Raw genomic sequence first — 17,571 nt, 5'->3', positions numbered from 1 at the left:
GAATCCAGCATCTTCAGGTTGTTTGGGTATAGATTACGTAGAAAAAAACAAAGGCGCCCGATGGGCGCCTTTGTGGTTTCTTGAGTACTTAGAAAAGCTCTTCACCTTCCGACTCGTAAATATTTCCACTGCTGGCCGCAGAGGATACATAGTCAGTTGGCTCGGTGCCCTTCTCAAAGTATTCGAACATTGAGCTTGCATCGTTTTTGCGTGTCAGCAAACCGGTATCACGGTCAATGCGCACTTTTACGATGTCGGCGGGAACTTCTTTGCGTTGCTCTGGTACATCAACCAGCGCATCAACCATAAAGTCTATCCAGGCGGGTTGCGCGGTTTTTGCCCCCGCTTCCGCACCGGAGATCTGGGAGTTATCCAGGTTCGCGTTGCGGGAGGTTCGGCCGAGCTCACGTGAGTGATCATCGAAACCAACCCATACTGTTGCGACCATGCCTGGCGCAAAGCCACTGTACCATGCATCTTTGGAGTCGTTGGTGGTGCCCGTCTTACCACCGATATCACGGCGGTTAAGCGGTTTTTGTGCGCGCCAGCCGGTACCGTTCCAGCCAGTGCCCTGACGCCAGTCGCCGCCACCCCAGATGTTCGCTTCCATCATTTCGCGGGTCAGGAACGCATTCTGTTCACTGATGACTTGTGGTGCGAACTCTGGCTCGTTTTCCATTGCTGCGGTTTCATCCAGCAGGTTTTCCTCTTCCATCAGGTTATCGGAGCTGAGTTTAGACGCATTGCTGTCGCAGTTATCGCGGCAGATAGTTTGTGGATGTGCGGTGAAAAGCAGCTGTCCAAACGGGTCTTCAACCTTGCTGATAAAATATGGCTTGAGGTAGTAACCGCCGTTAGCAAACACGCTGAAGCCTTGTGCTACTTGCATTGGTGTCAGGCTACCTGCACCCAAAGCCAGGGTTTCAGAACGCGGCAGTTCTTCATGTTTGAAGCCAAAGCGGGTTAGGAAGTCGATGGTCTCATCCAAGCCAACTTTTCGCAGCACACGAACCGCCATCACGTTTTTAGAGGTTGCCAGACCAATGCGTGCACGGGTTGGACCAATGTAGGTTGGTGGTGAGTTTTTCGGACGCCACGCTGTACCTTGGCTTGAGTCCCATTTGTTGATGGGAGCGTCATTGATCAAGGTTGCGAGTGTCATTCCCTGGTCCAATGCTGCCGAGTAGATAAATGGCTTGATAGCAGAGCCTACCTGACGGACGGACTGGGTGGCACGGTTAAATTTACTGTGAACGAAGTTAAAACCACCGACCAATGCTTTGATTGCCCCGTTTTCCGGTGACATGGCTACCATGGCGGTGTTGGCGTCCGGCACTTGACTCAGGTTCCATGCGTCATTGACCTTGCGTACCCAGATTTGCTCACCCACAGCCAGAATATCTGCGGCCTGTTTCGGGGCAGTGCCTTGACGGGTGTCGGTTTTGTAGCGACGCGCCCACTTCATGCCATCCCAAGGCAGAGAAACCGTCTTGCCGTCTTGCAGCTCCACCTCAGCCGTTTTCCCTTCTACTTTGATGACAACTGCCGGGTTGAGCACACCATAGGTAGGTTGCTTTTTCAGGTGGTTAGCAATCTTTTCTGAATCCCAAGGTTCAGCGCCGTCTTTCCAAAGTGTTGCGACCGCACCTCGGTAACCGTGGCGTTCGTCGTAGGACAACAGGTTGTTGATGGCGGCTTTTTCAGCGGCATTCTGCAGACGTGAATCGAGCGTGGTATACACCTTCATGCCGGATTCATAGACGTCTTCACCGTATTTCTCTACCGCCCAGGCGCGTGCCATTTCTGCCATGTAAGGTGCGTTCAGTTCGATTTCTGCGCCATGGTAGCGGGAAACAATCGGCTCGTTTCTCGCTTGTTCGTACTCAGAACGGGTGACATAGCCTTCATCCAGCATACGTTTGAGTACTACGTTACGGCGGTTAGTCGCACGCTCTACCGAGTAAATCGGGTTCATGGTTGACGGCGCTTTAGGCATACCGGCAAGGGTAGCGAGTTCGCTCAGCGTCAGGTCTTTCAAATCTTTACCAAAGTAAACACGTGCTGCGGCACCAAAGCCATACGAACGGTAACCAAGGAAAATCTTGTTGACGTAAAGCTCCATGATTTCCTGTTTCGTCAACAATTGCTCGATGTGGATCGCGATAAATATCTCTTTGATTTTACGCATAATCTTCTTTTCGTTAGAAAGGAAGAAATTACGAGCTAACTGTTGGGTGATGGTACTCGCACCCTGTTTGGCGCTGCCCGACATGGCGACCACGATCGCGGCACGGGTGATACCGATAGGGTCGATACCCGGGTGATCGTAGAAACGACTGTCTTCTGTGGCGATCAGCGCGTCAATCAAATCTTGTGGGATGTCGTCGTAAATAACTGGAATACGACGTTTTTCACCAAACTGGGAAATCAGTTTGCCGTCTGCGCTGTACACCTGCATCGGAGTTTGCAGTTCAACATCCTTGAGTGTGGCAACATCTGGCAATTCCGGCTTTACGTAAACGTAAAAACCAAAAATTGTACCCACTCCAAGTAATATGCAAATTATTGCAAGGATAAGCAGTCGCTTAATGAACTTCACTTGATATTTCCCGTAAGTTTTCAGTCGAGTCGTTCAAACCATTAGTGCTCGTAGTATAAAGAGAACTGAACAAAAAATAACGAACCTGCGGAGAGAACTTTCAAAAAAGTTACTTGATGCTGACTTTTAAGAAGGTGGCATTTCAAATGTTTGCTGGAAAAACCGCTATGGGGATCGATGTTGGCGCACATTCTATTCGTGCTGCGATGATCCAAAAACGTGGCAAAGCATTAAGGCTTCAGGCTCTCGTTGTAGCACCGCGAAAATCCTCCTCTCTCAATGACACCCTTAAGTTGGTTAAGAAGCAACTTCGCAAAGCCTGCGGTGTGCCTTGGAACTGGCCACAAGCTCAGATCATGGGCGTCCCTCAAAGTAGTGTGGCGATGAAGCGATTCCCGATAGCACTCGATATTCCAGAGCATGAGCAATACGTTCAGGTCGGCCTCCAGCTTAGTGAGAGTCTGGGGATGCCGATGGATGAACTGCTCTATGATTACCGCCCCCTGCCGGAAAGTGATGGGGTGGAGGTCTATGCCTGCCGCAAGCCCATGCTCAAAGAAACCCTGTCCGGTCTTGAATCTGCAGGTTTTTCGCTTTCAGTGATTGAGCTTCAAACCCATGCTCTGATGCGTCTTTATAAACAGCATATGACCGCCCGGCCGGATGTCGGCGCTTCGCTGATGGTGGATGTCGGCACAGAGCGTCTTCAGATTTGTTTGGGTGACACCAAAGATGGCCATTTCTACCGAGAATTGCCAGTACCCTTTGAGCAAGGCGATCAGAGTGCCGAGGATCTTCGGGCGCAATACACCCAACAGCTTGCTGAGACCATTCAACGTCAATATCAACTGGCCTCCACCCAGCTGCAAGGAGCCAGAGTATCAACGGTTTGGCTCTCAGGCGATGGGGCGAAAAAGATCGACATCTTTAAACTGGAAAGCGCGCTCGGTTGGCGGGTCAGGGCATTGAATCCACTTCAAGGGCTGAGCTATTCGCCAAAGCTTGTCGACAATCTGAATGAATCAGCGGCGGCTTGGTCCACATCGATTGGACTGGCACTGAGAGGAGTGGAAGATGAACGTTAGTATCAACCTCCTCCCTTGGCGTGAAATGCAGCGTCAGGCGACCCGTCGACGCTTTTTCAATAAATCCGTATTGGTCTTGGTATTGGTTTCCTTTTGCGTCATTGGTGGTCGTTGGGTTGTTTACAACCAACTCACTCTCCAAGAGGAAAGAAATGCGCGCTTGCAGCAGGAAATCGATGAGCTGAATGCCACTCTGCGGGATTTTGCTAAACGAGAAGTGGAGCGTGATGAGCTTCATCGCCGCCTGACCCTCGTCAATTCGCTACAAAAGCAGCGCAACAACGCCACGTTGCTTTTCAATCTGCTGCCACAAATTACACCGGATGGTGTGGTGCTCGATAAAGTGTCGATGACCGCAGGTACGGTAACCATTGAAGGGCGAAGCCGCGATAACGCGAAACTCGCCAGTCTGTTAGCCCTGCTTGAAGCTGACTCTGGTGCCAAGAACGTGCAGATCCATTCCATTATTAACAACGCAGCGAAATCGTCCCTGATCGCCAAAAACTTTAAGGCGACCTTTGATCTGGCAGATTATATGTCGCTCGAGTTGCCAAAGGAGGAAAGCAATGGCCGCTGATTGGCGAGATTGGGAAATCGATGAAATCCCAGAATGGGCAGCCACAGCACAAAATGTGTTGCTGGGTCTCTTGGCCATTGTGGTATTGGCCGCCGCTGTTTTCTTTGTCGTCTTCCCTGCGAAGCAAGATGTGGAGCTGGCTAAGCAAGATGAAAACCTGCTTCGTACCCAGTTTCGCATCAAGGCTGAGCAAGTGGCTGCGTTGCCAAATGTCGATGAGCAGGTTGAAGAGTTGCAGCGATTTTACAGTCACCTCACCAAACAATTGCCTGCCGAAGATGAGTTAGCGCTGTTACTTGCTGGTATTAACGATACGGGTCTTCAATACAATCTCAATTTCCAAAAGCTGAACTGGAAACCGGGTCAACGCGTTGGCTGGTTGTATCAGGTACCACTGGATATTGAGCTTACGGGTGAGTATGCCGACATGGGGGAGTTCTCTGCTGCGCTTGCGCGCTTGCCTCGTATTGTAGCTTTGCAGGATTTCACAATGTCCCGTGAAAACGAGAAAGTCGACACCCTAAGATTTGCGGTGAATGCGCATACCTATCGCTATGAAAAGCAAGAGGAGGTCTCGCAATGAGATACCTGATTGCGACGCTGAGTATGCTTTTGCTGTCAGGCTGCATGCAGGAGCCGAAAACGCAGGATCTTGAACGTTTTATCGTTCAAACCTATGCCGCTGCCAAGGTGACGGCAACGCCACTTCCCCCTGAACCGACTTACTTTCCAACACCATTTAACCCTGGCATTGATACTGATCCTTTCGTGCTACCGATTGCCATGGAGGAAGAGCAATTGGTGAAAGGAGACTGTTGGCAGCCGGAAGATCTGCCGGGGAAAGACCCGCTTGAAAGCTATGAGCTGTCGTCGCTTGAATTTAAAGGCGTGATTGGTCTGCCGGGCAGCTACTGGGCGTTGGTCTCGGCACCGGACGAAAGTATTCACCGAGTCGGCTTGGGACGCATGCTTGGCAACAACCGTGGGCGTGTCGACAGTATCAGTCAGCACACACTCTCCATCACAGAACACCTGCCTGACGGACTAGGCTGCTGGCAGGTACGAAACGTTAGATTGGCACTCAACAATAACTAAAAAGGGTAACTCATGATAAGCCTGAGGAAAGGATGCCGGGGTCTGGGAGCAGTTTCCCGCAGCTTGATAGTGGTCGCCAGTTTGCTGGCGGCACCATGGTCGTTCGCGGCCAATCAGCTGCAGCACATCGATGTTAAAGCAGGGGAAAGAGGTAAAACCTTGCTGACACTGACGCTTGAAGATAAGTCAGTGGTCACCAACTTCAATAAGCGCGATGGGGAACTGTCGATAAGCCTGAAAGGCACGTCAGTGGAAGATAATCTGATTGGTGTCAGAAGCCTTCAGGATATTGGTAAAGCCACGGCGAACCTGGAAGTGAAACCCGTCGACGATGACGTTGAACTCAATGTTTCCACCGAAGGGCACTTCGGCTACGACTATTACCAGACGGGCAATGTACTGACGGTTGAGATTTTCCCGTTTGCTTCACTGCCTTCGAAAGAAAAATCCGCCGCTGTAAAGAACCAGAAAAACAAGAACATCTCCATTAACTTTCAGGATATTCCTGTGCGTTCGGTACTTCAGATGGTGGCAGAGCACAATGGGTTTAACCTGGTGGTGTCAGACACAGTACAGGGAAGCCTGACGCTGCGCCTTGACGATGTGCCTTGGCAAAAAGCCTTGCAGACCATCTTGAATGTGAAAGGTTTGGATAAACGCCAGATGGGTAACATTCTGCTCGTTGCACCTAAAGCTGAGCTGGATGAGCAGGAACGTTTAGTACTTGAAAAACGCCGTCAGGAACGTGAGTTGGCATCGCTACGCTCTGAGGTGATTCAAATCAAATACGCTAATGCTGTTGACCTAAAAGACATGTTGGGCGGCGGTAGCGGCGGAGAAGGTGAGGATGAAGGGATCAGCCTGTTGTCTGAGCGTGGCAGTCTCGCTGTCGATCCGCGAACTAACTCACTTGTGATCAAAGATTTGGCAGACAATATTGACGTGGTCAAATCCCTGATCGAATCGTTGGATGTGCCTGTCGACCAGGTGGAAATCGAAGCGCGTATTGTGACAGTGGACGAAGGCACGCTGGATGAAATTGGTGTGCGTTGGGGGGTTGTAAACAGAAACGGTTCATTCACACAAGGCGGTTCTATTGAGGGCAACCTCGGCTGGGAGAATGGCCTTGGTTTTGATACGGATAGCGGTGACTTCCTCGACATTAGCAATTTAGATGGTGTTGAATCGTCGACGGGTAACATTGATGACTTTTTGAATGTTAACTTGGCAGCGACCAGCCCTAACGCTGCGAGCATTGCCTTCCAAGTAGCAAGCTTGGGTAAAGATTTGCTTTTGGACCTTGAACTGTCAGCCCTTCAGGCTGAATCCAAAGCTGAAATCATCTCCAGTCCGCGCCTTTTGACCACCAACAAACGCCCAGCTTACATTGAGCAGGGTACCGAGCTGCCGTACTTGGAGGCTTCTTCTAGTGGTGCAGCGGCAGTGTCGTTTAAAAAAGCGGTACTGAGTTTATCTGTGACACCACAAATCACGCCGGACAACAAACTGGTGCTCGATCTTCAGGTCACCCAGGATAAACCGGCAGGCACGGTTAAAGCCGGTACGGGTGAGGCAATGGCGATTAACACCCAGCGAATTGGTACTCAGGTATTGGTGAATGATGGAGAAACGGTTGTGCTGGGGGGGATTTACCAGCATGAGATGATGGAAGGCGTGGATAAGGTGCCATTGTTGGGGGACATCCCCGGTCTCGGTCAACTCTTTCGTCGTAACTACGAAACCATGGGTAAACGTGAGCTGTTGATCTTCGTTACGCCTAGGATTATGACGCAATAAATTGAATTAATTCATTGAATTAGCTCGTTTGGTGGGCGTTATATGCAGTGAGGGTAGGAATCCACATTCGTGTGAATTTCTGCCCTTTTCTTGTCCTTTTGGTCGTCAATCGGGAATTTAAAGGCGAAGCGAAACGTATTTTAAGTTGCCAAACGCCCAGTCGACCTGAGATAATTTTTGGTCTGATCACGAATATACTGTGAGGAATTTGGCGCCTCGGGCTTTCTGATAGCGAGCCTGCGGGCGGTGTTGTTTTCATTAACCGCGCGTAAACTGCTTAAAATGGCTGAAAAACGAAATATCTTTCTTGTAGGTCCAATGGGGGCTGGCAAAAGCACAATTGGTCGACACCTGGCACAACAACTACACATGGAATTTTTCGACTCTGACACTGTGATCGAAGAGCGCACAGGTGCAGACATTGCATGGGTTTTCGATGTTGAAGGTGAAGAGGGATTCCGCGTTCGCGAAGAGAACGTCATCAACGACCTGACAGAAAAACAAGGTATCGTTCTGGCAACCGGTGGTGGTTCAATTAAGAGCCGTGAAAGCCGTAACCGTTTGTCTGCTCGTGGTATCGTGGTTTATCTGGAAACCACCATTGAGAAACAACTGGCGCGTACTCAACGCGATAAAAAGCGTCCTCTGCTGCAAACTGAGCAACCACGTGAAGTGCTGGAAGCACTGGCGGGTGAGCGTAACCCTCTGTATGAAGAGATTGCAGACTATGTTGTACGCACTGATGATCAAAGCGCCAAGGTCGTGGCTAATCAGATCATCGAACTGCTGGAAAATCACTAATCGTTAAAGGAACTCCATGGAAAGGATTGACGTAAGCTTAGGCGACAGAAGTTACCCTATTTCTATCGGTGCAGGATTGCTTTCCGATCCCGCGTATTTTTCTGATGCCCAAGGTCGTCGCGTGGTGGTGGTCTCGAATGACACCGTCGCACCGCTTTATGCGGACCTTCTTATGGAAACCCTGAACAAGGCTGGCGGTGAGCCAGCTTTGTTGACCCTGCCGGATGGCGAGCAATACAAAACCCTCGACACCTTTAACACCATTAATACCTTCCTGCTTGAAGGCAATTACGGCCGTGATGTGCTGATTGTTGCTTTGGGCGGCGGTGTCATTGGTGACGTTGTTGGCTTTGCGGCAGCGTGTTACCAGCGTGGTGTGGACTTTATTCAGGTTCCAACCACATTACTGTCTCAGGTGGACTCCTCTGTCGGTGGTAAAACCGCAGTGAATCACCCTCTGGGCAAAAACATGATTGGTGCCTTTTACCAACCTAAAGCCGTTGTCATCGATATCGATGTCATGCAAACCCTGCCTCAGCGCGAGTTTGCCGCGGGTATGGCAGAAGTCATCAAATACGGCATCATTGCCGATCCAGAATTCTTCGTTTGGCTAGAAGATAACTACCAGCCACTCAACGCCTTAGATGCTCAAGCCTTGGTATATGCAATCAAACGTTGCTGCCAAATCAAGGCAGATGTGGTGGCGGAAGATGAAAAAGAATCCGGTGTTCGCGCATTACTGAACCTCGGACATACCTTCGGGCATGCGATAGAAGCGGAAATGGGTTATGGCAACTGGCTACACGGCGAAGCCGTTTCTGCGGGTACTGTCATGGCTGCTGTTACCGCGGTGCATCAACAATTGCTGACACAAGAAGATGTTAGCCGTATCACTTCCTTGCTCGAAAAAGCCAATCTCCCCGTGAAAGCACCCGCAACCATGGGCTATGATGCCTTTATTAAACACATGAAACGCGATAAAAAAGTGCTTTCCGGGCAACTACGTTTCGTGCTGCCAACCTCCATTGGTACAGCCGAAGTGGTTGCGAACGTGACTCCTGAAACGCTTGCTGAGGTCATTAAGACACACTAAGCGGGTTTGTATATGACAGGCTCCCATGAAATGATTGCGTTGGATCTGGATAGCCAGATCCAACTTTTATCTAGAATCCAATTTCTTACCCGATTCAGCTCCAACCTTGTTCAGATCACTGGTGAGCCAGGGGCGGGCAAAACGTGGCTCAGCGAACGATACCTCGAAAACTGGGCAAACGAACCCATCCAATCTCTTCTAATCTGTAATCCGAGCCAGCAGGATGCTCAGCATCGTGCCATTATTCTCAGACAAATCGTGCGTGATGGTGTCTTCAACGAGCAAGACTCGATGCTGCAAAGCCTCGATTACATGCTCGAAGGCCGAAGTGTGCATGCTTTGGTCGTGATAGATGACGCGCAGCGCTTGAGTGCCAATCTCATCGCAGAGCTGTGGGCGCTGGTGACCGAAGCACAGCAGCGTGACAACTGGCAGATTAACATTCTGTTATTTAGCCTGCGTGGCAAGCTCAACAAGTGGCTTCACAAAGTGTCTTATGGCCAGGGTGTGAAACCTTTGGAGTTGGAAATCAGCCCGCTGGCAGACAATGAGCGAGAAATGTTCATTGAAGTCATGATGGTCAGTCGCCAGCTTGATGCTGCCCAACGGCGCGCACTCAAACAAAAAGCTGCATCATTGCCTTCTTTACCCGGAGCCCTTCGCGGGCTGGAACAGCAGGAGACCACTGCAATGGAAGAAAAGAAACGTCGCTCGCCCCTCCCTTTGATTTTGCTGGTGGTGCTGTTGTTAGTATTGGGTGGTGGCTTGGTGTGGTGGGCATTGAATCCCCAGATGACATCGGAAGAGACGACTGAGTCTGTTGTGCCGGATGGCGTGAAAGAGCTTTCCGCTATTCTGGATGAAAAAGAAAAGGAAATGGCGGCGCAGCAAGGTGAAGATCAAGATGGTGAACAAGCACTGAACAGCAATTCGCAAGTGACAGACGACACTGCGGCCTTGCCGGAGACGCCATCGGTTGAAGGCATGACGGTTGGACGTCGTGATGAAAACCGCCGTATTGTGGTGCCTGATCGCGTGGTAGACGCCATCATTGATGAGCAGGCTGTCGGAGGTGACGGCACGGGCGTGGTTGAAGAGCCGCTTATTCCTGAGTTGGTGCCACCTCCTGAAACCACTGTGCGTGTTGAACCCGCACAGCCAGAAGCGACAGTAGAGGCTGTGACTGAAGAAACGGCAGCGGTGGCACCTTTGTCGCCGCCGGCAACTAATGCCGATGTGCCTCTGGCTAATCAGTTGCTATTGACGGTTCCTGAATCGCGCTACGCCCTTCAACTCGCGGCATTGCAATCCAAGCAGGCGGTAAACGAGTTTTTGCAAGAATATGCGATTGCTGACCGTGCACTGGTGTATGAAACCCGCCGAAACGGTGAACCATGGTTTATGGTGCTGTTGGGTGACTACCCTTCGGTCACAGAGGCGCGACGTGCAGAATTGCAGCTTCCGGCGAATATTCAGGCGCTGACCCCTTGGGCTAAATCTTTCGTTCAGATCCATAAAGAAATCGGACTGGTTAACTAATCCGCCTTGGTAATGACAAGGCACGAATTTACGCTGATTGATGGTTAAAAATGAGATACAATCCGCCACCGTTCGAGCAGCAGTGGTGGTGGATACACATTAATGAAAAAGCATCGTGCCTTTCTTAAGTGGGCCGGGGGCAAGTACTCTCTGGTCGACGATATCCGCAAGCACCTGCCGGAAGGAAAAAAGCTGATTGAACCATTCGTTGGCGCGGGCTCTGTGTTTCTGAACACAGACTACGACCAATACCGTCTGGCGGACATCAATCCGGATCTGATTAATCTTTATAATCTTCTCAAGCAAGAGCCGGAGCGTTACATCGAAGACGCCAAGCGCTTGTTTACCCAAGAGTACAACCAGAAATCAGCCTATCTGGCGATTCGTGAAGAATTTAACCAGACGAAAGATCCGTACCTTCGTTCCCTGTACTTCTTGTACATGAACCGCCATGGTTTTAACGGCCTGTGTCGTTACAACAAAAAGGGCGGCTTCAACGTGCCGTTTGGTTCATACAAGAAACCTTATTTTCCTGAAGCTGAGCTTGAGTTTTTCTCTGAGAAAGCAAAGAAAGCGACTTTTGTGTGTGAAGGGTACCAGCAGAGTTTCAAAAGTGCCCGCCGTGGTAGCGTGATTTACTGCGATCCACCTTATGCGCCTCTGTCGACGACGGCCAACTTCACGACCTATGCGAGCGGCGGTTTCAGTTTGGACGATCAGGCATTGCTGGGTGAGTGGGCTCGTAAAGTGAGTATCGAGAAAAATATTCCGGTGCTGATTTCAAATCACGATACTGCGCTGACCCGAAGCCTGTATCATGGCTCTCACTTCAATATGGTGAAAGTAAAACGTACCATTAGCCGCAATGGTGGTGGGCGTAACAAAGTGGATGAATTGCTGGCACTGTTTGCTCCAGATGTATCAGGGCTTCTTTAATTTGGCGTGATAAGCGAAACCAAGCCCATCAGCCCCAGTACAAACACCACGACAAACACGAAACCGACAACGATATAAGGCACCATGCTGGCTTGCTGAAAATCCCGTTGTCGGTTTTTGTCTGACTGCACGCCAAACATCGCTGCAAACACGCTTTTCACCACATCCATCATGCCCACTTTATCCTGTTGCGGTTTGTCGTTATCCATTGAGTCATCTTCGCCATTCATCTTGATTAATCCCAGCTTAGAACAGGGGCAAGGGCAGCGTCTGTCCCAGCTTCAAAATTCAGAGGTTATGGTTTGAATCAGAGGATCTGATAAGACAGATGCCATGCAATCGGGTAGAATTGCGCCGAAATTCGGGTAACACCGACACCACTTTCGGGTAATGCCAATTTACAGTGAGGCTTATAGGATGAAGGATTTTCTCATTGCACCGTCGATCCTCTCGGCGGATTTCGCACGTTTAGGTGAAGACGTTGAACGCGTACTGGCAGCAGGTGCTGACGTGGTGCACTTCGACGTGATGGACAATCACTATGTCCCGAACCTCACCTTTGGCGCACCAATCTGTAAAGCACTGCGCGACTACGGCATTACTGCTCCTATCGACGTTCACCTGATGGTGAAACCTGTAGACCGTATTATCCCAGACTTTGCCAAGGCCGGTGCCAGCATGATCACCTTCCACGCGGAAGCGAGCGAGCACATCGACCGCAGCCTGCAGCTGATCAAAGAGCATGGCTGTCAGGCAGGCCTGGTGTTTAACCCAGCGACGCCGCTGCACTATCTGGATCACGTGATGGACAAGCTGGATATGATCCTGCTGATGTCCGTTAACCCAGGTTTTGGCGGCCAGTCCTTTATTCCTGAAACCCTGAATAAACTGCGCGAAGTGCGTCGTCGTATTGACGAGAGCGGTCGCGATATTCGCCTCGAAATCGATGGCGGCGTAAAAGTAGATAACATCCGTGAAATCGCAGAAGCAGGCGCAGATATGTTTGTCGCAGGCTCGGCTATCTTCGGTCAGCCGGATTACAAAGCTGTGATAGACGAAATGCGCGCGGAACTGAGCAAAGTAGGAAAATAAACCGTGACGGTAAACTTTGACGACATCAAATACATTGCCTTTGATCTGGACGGAACGCTGGTAGATAGCGTGCCGGATCTGGCGGAAGGTATTCGCATGGCACTGGCAGATCACGATCTGCATTCGCCAACAGACGATGAAGTGCGTAACTGGATTGGTAACGGCGCAGAAATCATGCTCAAGCGTGCCCTGAGCCAGAGTGTCACTATCAAGGCTGATATTGATGAAGCACTGTATCAAAAAGTCCGTGAGCGTTTTGATTTCCACTACGCAAACAATGGCCATGACAAAACCATCGTCTATCCGGGTGTGAAAGAAACCCTGACTGCTCTGAAAGCGGCGGGTTACACCCTGGGTATTGTGACCAACAAACCGTATCAGTTCGTGCCAGAGATTTTGGCGGATTTGAATCTGGCGCAGTTCTTCACTGACGTGATTGGCGGTGATTCCCTGCCAACCAACAAGCCGGACCCGGAAGGTCTTCTCAGCCTGCGTGACAAGCACAGCCTGAACAACGAAAACATGCTGATGGTGGGGGATTCGAAAAACGATATCCTCGCCGCGAAAAATGCAGGTTACGCTTCTGTAGGCCTGACTTACGGATATAACTATGGTGAGCCAATCAGCGACAGTGCTCCGGAATTTGTCGCTGACCACTTCAACCAGCTTTTAACGGTTCTCAGCACCGAAAAAACAGCGTAAATTAAAGCTTCGACTATTTTCTCGAAATGACAGCCAGCAGCGATGCTGGCTGAATTGACTGACAGGAACAGAAAGAACATGAGTAATCCTACGACCAAACCCATTGTACTTAGCGGTGTTCAGCCATCAGGCGAACTCAGTATCGGCAACTACATTGGAGCTTTGCGTCAGTGGGAGCAAATGCAGGATGATTACGATTGCCAATACTGCATCGTAGACCTGCACGCGATCACTGTTCGTCAGGAAGCAGAAAAGCTGCGTGAAGCGACGCTGGACTCACTGGCGCTGTGCTTGGCTGTAGGCGTAACCCCAGAGAAAAGTAACCTTTTCATCCAGTCTCACGTGCCTGAGCATGCGCAACTGGGTTGGGTTTTGAACTGCTACACCCAAATGGGCGAGCTGAACCGCATGACCCAGTTCAAGGACAAATCAGCACGCCACGCGGAAAACATCAACGCCGGTCTGTTTGGTTATCCGGTACTGATGGCTGCGGATATCTTGTTGTATCAAGCGAATCAGGTGCCAGTCGGTAACGACCAGAAACAACACCTGGAACTGGCGCGCGATATCGCGACCCGTTTCAACAACGTGTATGGCGAGGTATTCACAGTACCAGAACCTTACATCCCACAAGTGGGTGCGCGTGTGATGAGCCTGCAGGATCCGACTAAGAAGATGTCGAAGTCGGATGATAACCGCAACAACGTGATTGGCCTGTTGGAAGATCCGAAAGCGATCGCTAAGAAAATCAAACGTGCAGTAACTGACTCCGACGAGCCACCACGTGTGCTGTTTGATATCGAGAGCAAGCCGGGTGTTGCCAACCTGATGGGTCTGATGTCTGTGGCGACCGGTAAAACGTTCGCAGAAATCGAAGCAGAATACGAAGGAAAGATGTACGGCCACCTGAAAACTGACACTGCTGATGCAGTGGTTGCTATGCTGGAGCCAGTGCAAACCCGTTATCAGGAGTTTCGTGCTGACCGTGCATATCTGGATCAGGTGATGAAAACCGGTGCAGAAAAAGCGTCTGCACGCGCAGCCGAAACACTGAAGAAAGTGTATGAGGCAGTAGGCTTCGTTGCTCGCCCATAATCACTAGATAGAAACATGAAAAAAAGCAGCGAATTCTCGCTGCTTTTTTTATTTTCGCCGCCATTCCCTTCACGTTCTTCTCCAATTCCTCCGCCTTATGGCTATTTTTGTTGTTATCTGAAACTGTTGATTTCTGAACGCCATTCTGATTATTGAGTAACGCCTCACTCCTGAAATGCAAACTTGGGGATTTCATCACTTAAATGACATGTCGAGCTGTTAAATCATTTGCAGTGTTTATGACTTCACTCGCAAATAAGGACAGCAAATGAAGATCTTTACTTGGAGCCCATTGGCTCTAGCTCTCAGTGCAGCACTCCCGGTCAGTGCTGATGTGATCATCACGGAATATGTCGAAGGCTCCTCTAATAATAAAGCTATCGAACTGACCAATACCGGTTCAACGGAAGCTTCTCTCGACAACCTCTCGCTCAAATTAGCCTTCAATGGTGCCACCAGTTTTGGTAACACGATTGCACTTTCCGGCACTCTGGCTGCTGGCGAAAGTTATGTCGTTGCCAATAGCAGTGCAACGGGTGAAGTCACCGGCGTAAGCCAACAAACGTCTGGTTCGCTATCTTTCAATGGCAATGATGTGGTGGCCTTGGTCGATGAAAATGACAATGTGCTCGACAGCCTTGGCCAACTCGGTAACAGCAGCAACTATGGCAAAGATGTCACGCTGCGTCGCATAGAAGGCAGCACCGGACGTACAGATGCGTCTTCAGCCTTTGACGCCTCAGATGAATGGCAGTCTTTTGCTCAGAACACTTTTGATGGTCTGGGTTGCAGCGGCGTTGATGCCTGTGATGGCGGTGGTGGAGGTGGCGGCACCTTCAGCTGTGAAGGCGAAACCTTGACGCCAACCTATGCGATTCAAGGCAGTGGTGATCGCAGCCCACTGGTACCAGATGGCAGTTTTGAAGCTGAGGGTACCTACTATGTCGAAGGTGTTGTTACCGCGGTAACAGAGAGCCTCTATAAAGGCTTCTGGCTTCAGGATGCTAACGGTGATGGCGACAACGCAACCTCAGATGGTCTGTTCATCTTTACGGGAGATGCCCCTCAGGGTATTGAGCCTGGCATGCAGGTTTGTGTCGCGGGTACGGTGAAAGAGTTTTTCAATCTCACTCAACTGGATGCGTCCGACAAGCAGTGGGAGGTGATTGATACCGTGGGCGAGCTTCCTGTCACTGATTTGGCAGTGGAAGAGGGTGAAACGCTGGATGCGGCGCTTGAACGTCACGAAGGCATGAAAGTGCGTCTGACGCAGGAAAGTGAACTGGTCGTGACCCGTAACTTCGGATTTGATTACGATGCTTTCCGAAACAACATGGTACTTTCATACGAAGCGCCCAACTTTAAACCGACACAACTGTATATTGCTGGTTCTGATGACGCGGTAGCCTTGGCTGCAGCTAATGATGCAAACCAACTGTTTGTGGAGTCAGACCGCAAAGCGCCGAATGGTGTTGTGCCTTACTTCCCGGGTCTGGATGCTGAGCAGGGTTATATTCGTATCGGCGATACTGTCACTAACCTCGAAGGTGTGATTGGTTACAGCTTCAGTGATTACCGTTTGGTGGTGACCAATGAGCTGGTGGAGAGTGACTTCGTGCGTGAAGAAGATCGCACCTCAGCGCCAGAAGCGTTTGCTGACACCAACCTGAAAGTGGCCAGCTTCAACGTACTGAATTACTTCACCAGTGCGAGTGCCATAGGCGGCGATCTTAATGTTACCTGTCAGGATCAGGCAGATGCTGATGCTTCCCGTGGTTGTAACCGTGGTACCAAAGACGCCGCAGAGTTCGCGCTGCAGCAGGCGAAAATCGTCAATGCATTGACCGCCATGGATGCAGACATCGTTGGTCTGATGGAAATCGAAAATAACGGTTTCGGTGAAAACGGCGCACTGGCAAATTTGGTGGCTGAGCTGAACGCCCAGTTTGCCGATGAAGCTGATCACTACGCGTATGTGACGCCTGCAGAAGCCGATTTGACCGAAGGTACATTCCTTGGCAGTGACGCCATTCAGGTAGCGCTGATTTACCGTCCAGCGCGCGTAGAGCTGAAAGATGATGCCATGGTTATCCGTATGCCTGAGCAACATATCAGTGGTGAAAACCCTGACGGCGAAACCCGCCAGTTGGATAAATTCCAGCGTGACAGTCTGATGCAGTCTTTCAACCTAAAACGCGGTGAAACCCTGTCTATTGCGGTCAGCCACTTTAAGTCGAAAGGTTCTGGTTGTTACGAGGATTGGGTTGCTGGTGAGTTTAGTGACGATCCGGCCGATCTTCAGGGGCGTTGTAATGAGTTCCGCGTTTCTGCCGCAGAAACCCTAGGTAACGCTCTGGCAGGCGTGAAGGGCGATGTGATTGCGCTGGGTGATTTCAATGCCTATGCGCAGGAAGACCCAATGCGCGTGCTGACCGATTACGATGCGGATACCGCGGAGCGTAAGATTGTCACTGCAGCAGGCACCTCGATTGCTGGTGTGACGCTGGATGAAACGGCGCGTGAAGTGGGTGAAGGTTTTGGATACGTCAACTTGGCAAGTTATGCATTGGGCGATGAAGCCTTTTCTTACACCTTTGATGGCGAGCTCGGCAGTCTCGACCACGCGGTGGGCAATGCCAGCGTGCTGGAGAAAATCACAGGCGTGGAAGACTGGCACATCAACTCAGTGGAAAGCACCCTGTTTGAATATTCCGGCCGTTTCACCGGTGATTTGGTCAAATCGACAAACCCATACTCGTCGTCAGATCATGACCCTGTGATCGTCAGCCTGAATTACCCGGACAAGCCGCAGAAGTTCAAGCTGCGCTTTAAGAACAAGAGCTTCTTCTGGGTTCAGCCGACGGTGAACGGTGAAGTGAATGAAAACCGTCCTTGGCTGCGTTGGAAAACCAACATGAAATACACCGAAAAGAGTGAATTTCTGAAAGAGCTGGGTGTTGGGTACGGCGACTCCGTCGAGTTGGGCTTCCGTCTATGGGGCTTTATTGCGATTCCATGTGGAGATGCCGTGCTGGAAGAAAACACACGCGCTGTGTTTAAAGGATTCCAGTGTAAGATCAAATAGTCCTCTACCTATCCTGCCACAGGCTCCTTCGGGAGCCTGTTTTTTTCCGCCCTTTTAATGGGTTGCCTGCTGAAT

At 50.5% G+C, this 17,571-nt stretch carries 15 protein-coding genes; 13 read left to right on the top strand and 2 right to left on the bottom strand.

Going from position 1 to position 17,571, the window contains the following annotated elements; translation table 11 throughout:
- Positions 1-88: 88 nt before the first annotated feature.
- Positions 89-2,599 carry a penicillin-binding protein 1A gene (locus RN22_RS05780; RefSeq protein ID WP_046303487.1) on the bottom strand — a complete coding sequence of 837 codons (2,511 nt, stop codon included), beginning with the start codon at positions 2,597-2,599 and terminating at the stop codon, positions 89-91.
- Between the two features lie 146 nt (positions 2,600-2,745).
- Between RN22_RS05780 and pilM the strand changes: the two genes are divergently transcribed.
- The 9 genes from pilM (at position 2,746) to RN22_RS05735 (ending at position 11,522) form a co-directional block, all read left to right on the top strand.
- Entirely contained in the window at positions 2,746-3,684 is a 939-nt protein-coding gene (pilM, locus tag RN22_RS05775) for a type IV pilus biogenesis protein PilM (RefSeq protein WP_197076256.1), read from the top strand.
- Positions 3,674-4,261 carry a PilN domain-containing protein gene (locus RN22_RS05770; RefSeq protein ID WP_046303485.1) on the top strand — a complete coding sequence of 196 codons (588 nt, stop codon included), beginning with the start codon at positions 3,674-3,676 and terminating at the stop codon, positions 4,259-4,261. Before pilM ends, RN22_RS05770 begins: the two co-directional genes overlap by 11 nt.
- Positions 4,251-4,844 carry a type 4a pilus biogenesis protein PilO gene (locus RN22_RS05765; RefSeq protein ID WP_046303484.1) on the top strand — a complete coding sequence of 198 codons (594 nt, stop codon included), beginning with the start codon at positions 4,251-4,253 and terminating at the stop codon, positions 4,842-4,844. Before RN22_RS05770 ends, RN22_RS05765 begins: the two co-directional genes overlap by 11 nt.
- Positions 4,841-5,356, top strand: coding sequence for a pilus assembly protein PilP (locus RN22_RS05760; RefSeq protein ID WP_046303483.1), 516 nt, complete (start codon positions 4,841-4,843; stop codon positions 5,354-5,356). Before RN22_RS05765 ends, RN22_RS05760 begins: the two co-directional genes overlap by 4 nt.
- Before the next feature lie 12 nt (positions 5,357-5,368).
- Positions 5,369-7,153, top strand: a complete 1,785-nt coding sequence (locus RN22_RS05755; RefSeq protein WP_046303482.1) for a type IV pilus secretin PilQ — start codon at positions 5,369-5,371, stop codon at positions 7,151-7,153.
- A 282-nt stretch (positions 7,154-7,435) separates the two neighbouring features.
- On the top strand, positions 7,436-7,954 hold the full coding sequence (gene aroK / locus RN22_RS05750) for a shikimate kinase AroK (protein WP_039849459.1): 519 nt from the start codon (positions 7,436-7,438) through the stop codon (positions 7,952-7,954).
- A 16-nt stretch (positions 7,955-7,970) separates the two neighbouring features.
- Entirely contained in the window at positions 7,971-9,047 is a 1,077-nt protein-coding gene (gene aroB, locus RN22_RS05745; protein ID WP_046303481.1) for a 3-dehydroquinate synthase, read from the top strand.
- Between the two features lie 30 nt (positions 9,048-9,077).
- On the top strand, positions 9,078-10,586 hold the full coding sequence (locus RN22_RS05740) for an AAA family ATPase (RefSeq protein ID WP_046303480.1): 1,509 nt from the start codon (positions 9,078-9,080) through the stop codon (positions 10,584-10,586).
- Between the two features lie 102 nt (positions 10,587-10,688).
- Complete coding sequence (locus RN22_RS05735; RefSeq protein ID WP_046303479.1) at positions 10,689-11,522, top strand: Dam family site-specific DNA-(adenine-N6)-methyltransferase; 834 nt, start codon at positions 10,689-10,691, stop codon at positions 11,520-11,522.
- Here the strand turns inward: RN22_RS05735 and RN22_RS05730 are convergent.
- The gene (locus RN22_RS05730) at positions 11,519-11,752 is read right to left on the bottom strand and encodes a DUF2970 domain-containing protein (protein ID WP_369700091.1); all 234 of its coding nucleotides are present in this window, start codon (positions 11,750-11,752) and stop codon (positions 11,519-11,521) included. The two genes, RN22_RS05735 and RN22_RS05730, sit on opposite strands and share 4 nt — an antisense overlap.
- A gap of 187 nt (positions 11,753-11,939) precedes the next feature.
- Between RN22_RS05730 and rpe the strand changes: the two genes are divergently transcribed.
- The 4 genes from rpe to RN22_RS05710 all read left to right on the top strand — a co-directional run bounded on the left by rpe (position 11,940) and on the right by RN22_RS05710 (position 17,496).
- Positions 11,940-12,614, top strand: a complete 675-nt coding sequence (gene rpe / locus RN22_RS05725) for a ribulose-phosphate 3-epimerase (RefSeq protein WP_002535219.1) — start codon at positions 11,940-11,942, stop codon at positions 12,612-12,614.
- Between the two features lie 3 nt (positions 12,615-12,617).
- Positions 12,618-13,316, top strand: coding sequence for a phosphoglycolate phosphatase (locus RN22_RS05720; RefSeq protein WP_002535218.1), 699 nt, complete (start codon positions 12,618-12,620; stop codon positions 13,314-13,316).
- Between the two features lie 78 nt (positions 13,317-13,394).
- The gene (gene trpS, locus RN22_RS05715; protein WP_046303478.1) at positions 13,395-14,411 is read left to right on the top strand and encodes a tryptophan--tRNA ligase; all 1,017 of its coding nucleotides are present in this window, start codon (positions 13,395-13,397) and stop codon (positions 14,409-14,411) included.
- A 268-nt stretch (positions 14,412-14,679) separates the two neighbouring features.
- On the top strand, positions 14,680-17,496 hold the full coding sequence (locus tag RN22_RS05710; RefSeq protein ID WP_046303477.1) for an ExeM/NucH family extracellular endonuclease: 2,817 nt from the start codon (positions 14,680-14,682) through the stop codon (positions 17,494-17,496).
- The last annotated feature ends 75 nt before the right edge of the window (positions 17,497-17,571 follow it).

Source organism: Grimontia sp. AD028, from assembly GCF_000973155.1.
In the GTDB taxonomy this organism is placed as follows: Bacteria; Pseudomonadota; Gammaproteobacteria; order Enterobacterales; family Vibrionaceae; genus Enterovibrio; species Enterovibrio indicus.
This window is presented reverse-complemented; position numbering and strand designations above follow the sequence as displayed.

Bases quoted from the DNA above. Each gene is read 5' to 3' on its own strand.
- RN22_RS05730 (WP_369700091.1), bottom strand. From the start codon at position 11,752: ATGAATGGCGAAGATGACTCAATGGATAACGACAAACCGCAACAGGAT.
- aroK (WP_039849459.1), top strand. From the start codon at position 7,436: ATGGCTGAAAAACGAAATATCTTTCTTGTAGGTCCAATGGGGGCTGGC.
- RN22_RS05765 (WP_046303484.1), top strand. From the start codon at position 4,251: ATGGCCGCTGATTGGCGAGATTGGGAAATCGATGAAATCCCAGAATGG.
- RN22_RS05735 (WP_046303479.1), top strand. From the start codon at position 10,689: ATGAAAAAGCATCGTGCCTTTCTTAAGTGGGCCGGGGGCAAGTACTCT.
- trpS (WP_046303478.1), top strand. From the start codon at position 13,395: ATGAGTAATCCTACGACCAAACCCATTGTACTTAGCGGTGTTCAGCCA.
- rpe (WP_002535219.1), top strand. From the start codon at position 11,940: ATGAAGGATTTTCTCATTGCACCGTCGATCCTCTCGGCGGATTTCGCA.
- pilM (WP_197076256.1), top strand. From the start codon at position 2,746: ATGTTTGCTGGAAAAACCGCTATGGGGATCGATGTTGGCGCACATTCT.
- RN22_RS05755 (WP_046303482.1), top strand. From the start codon at position 5,369: ATGATAAGCCTGAGGAAAGGATGCCGGGGTCTGGGAGCAGTTTCCCGC.
- RN22_RS05710 (WP_046303477.1), top strand. From the start codon at position 14,680: ATGAAGATCTTTACTTGGAGCCCATTGGCTCTAGCTCTCAGTGCAGCA.
- aroB (WP_046303481.1), top strand. From the start codon at position 7,971: ATGGAAAGGATTGACGTAAGCTTAGGCGACAGAAGTTACCCTATTTCT.
- RN22_RS05770 (WP_046303485.1), top strand. From the start codon at position 3,674: ATGAACGTTAGTATCAACCTCCTCCCTTGGCGTGAAATGCAGCGTCAG.
- RN22_RS05760 (WP_046303483.1), top strand. From the start codon at position 4,841: ATGAGATACCTGATTGCGACGCTGAGTATGCTTTTGCTGTCAGGCTGC.
- RN22_RS05740 (WP_046303480.1), top strand. From the start codon at position 9,078: ATGATTGCGTTGGATCTGGATAGCCAGATCCAACTTTTATCTAGAATC.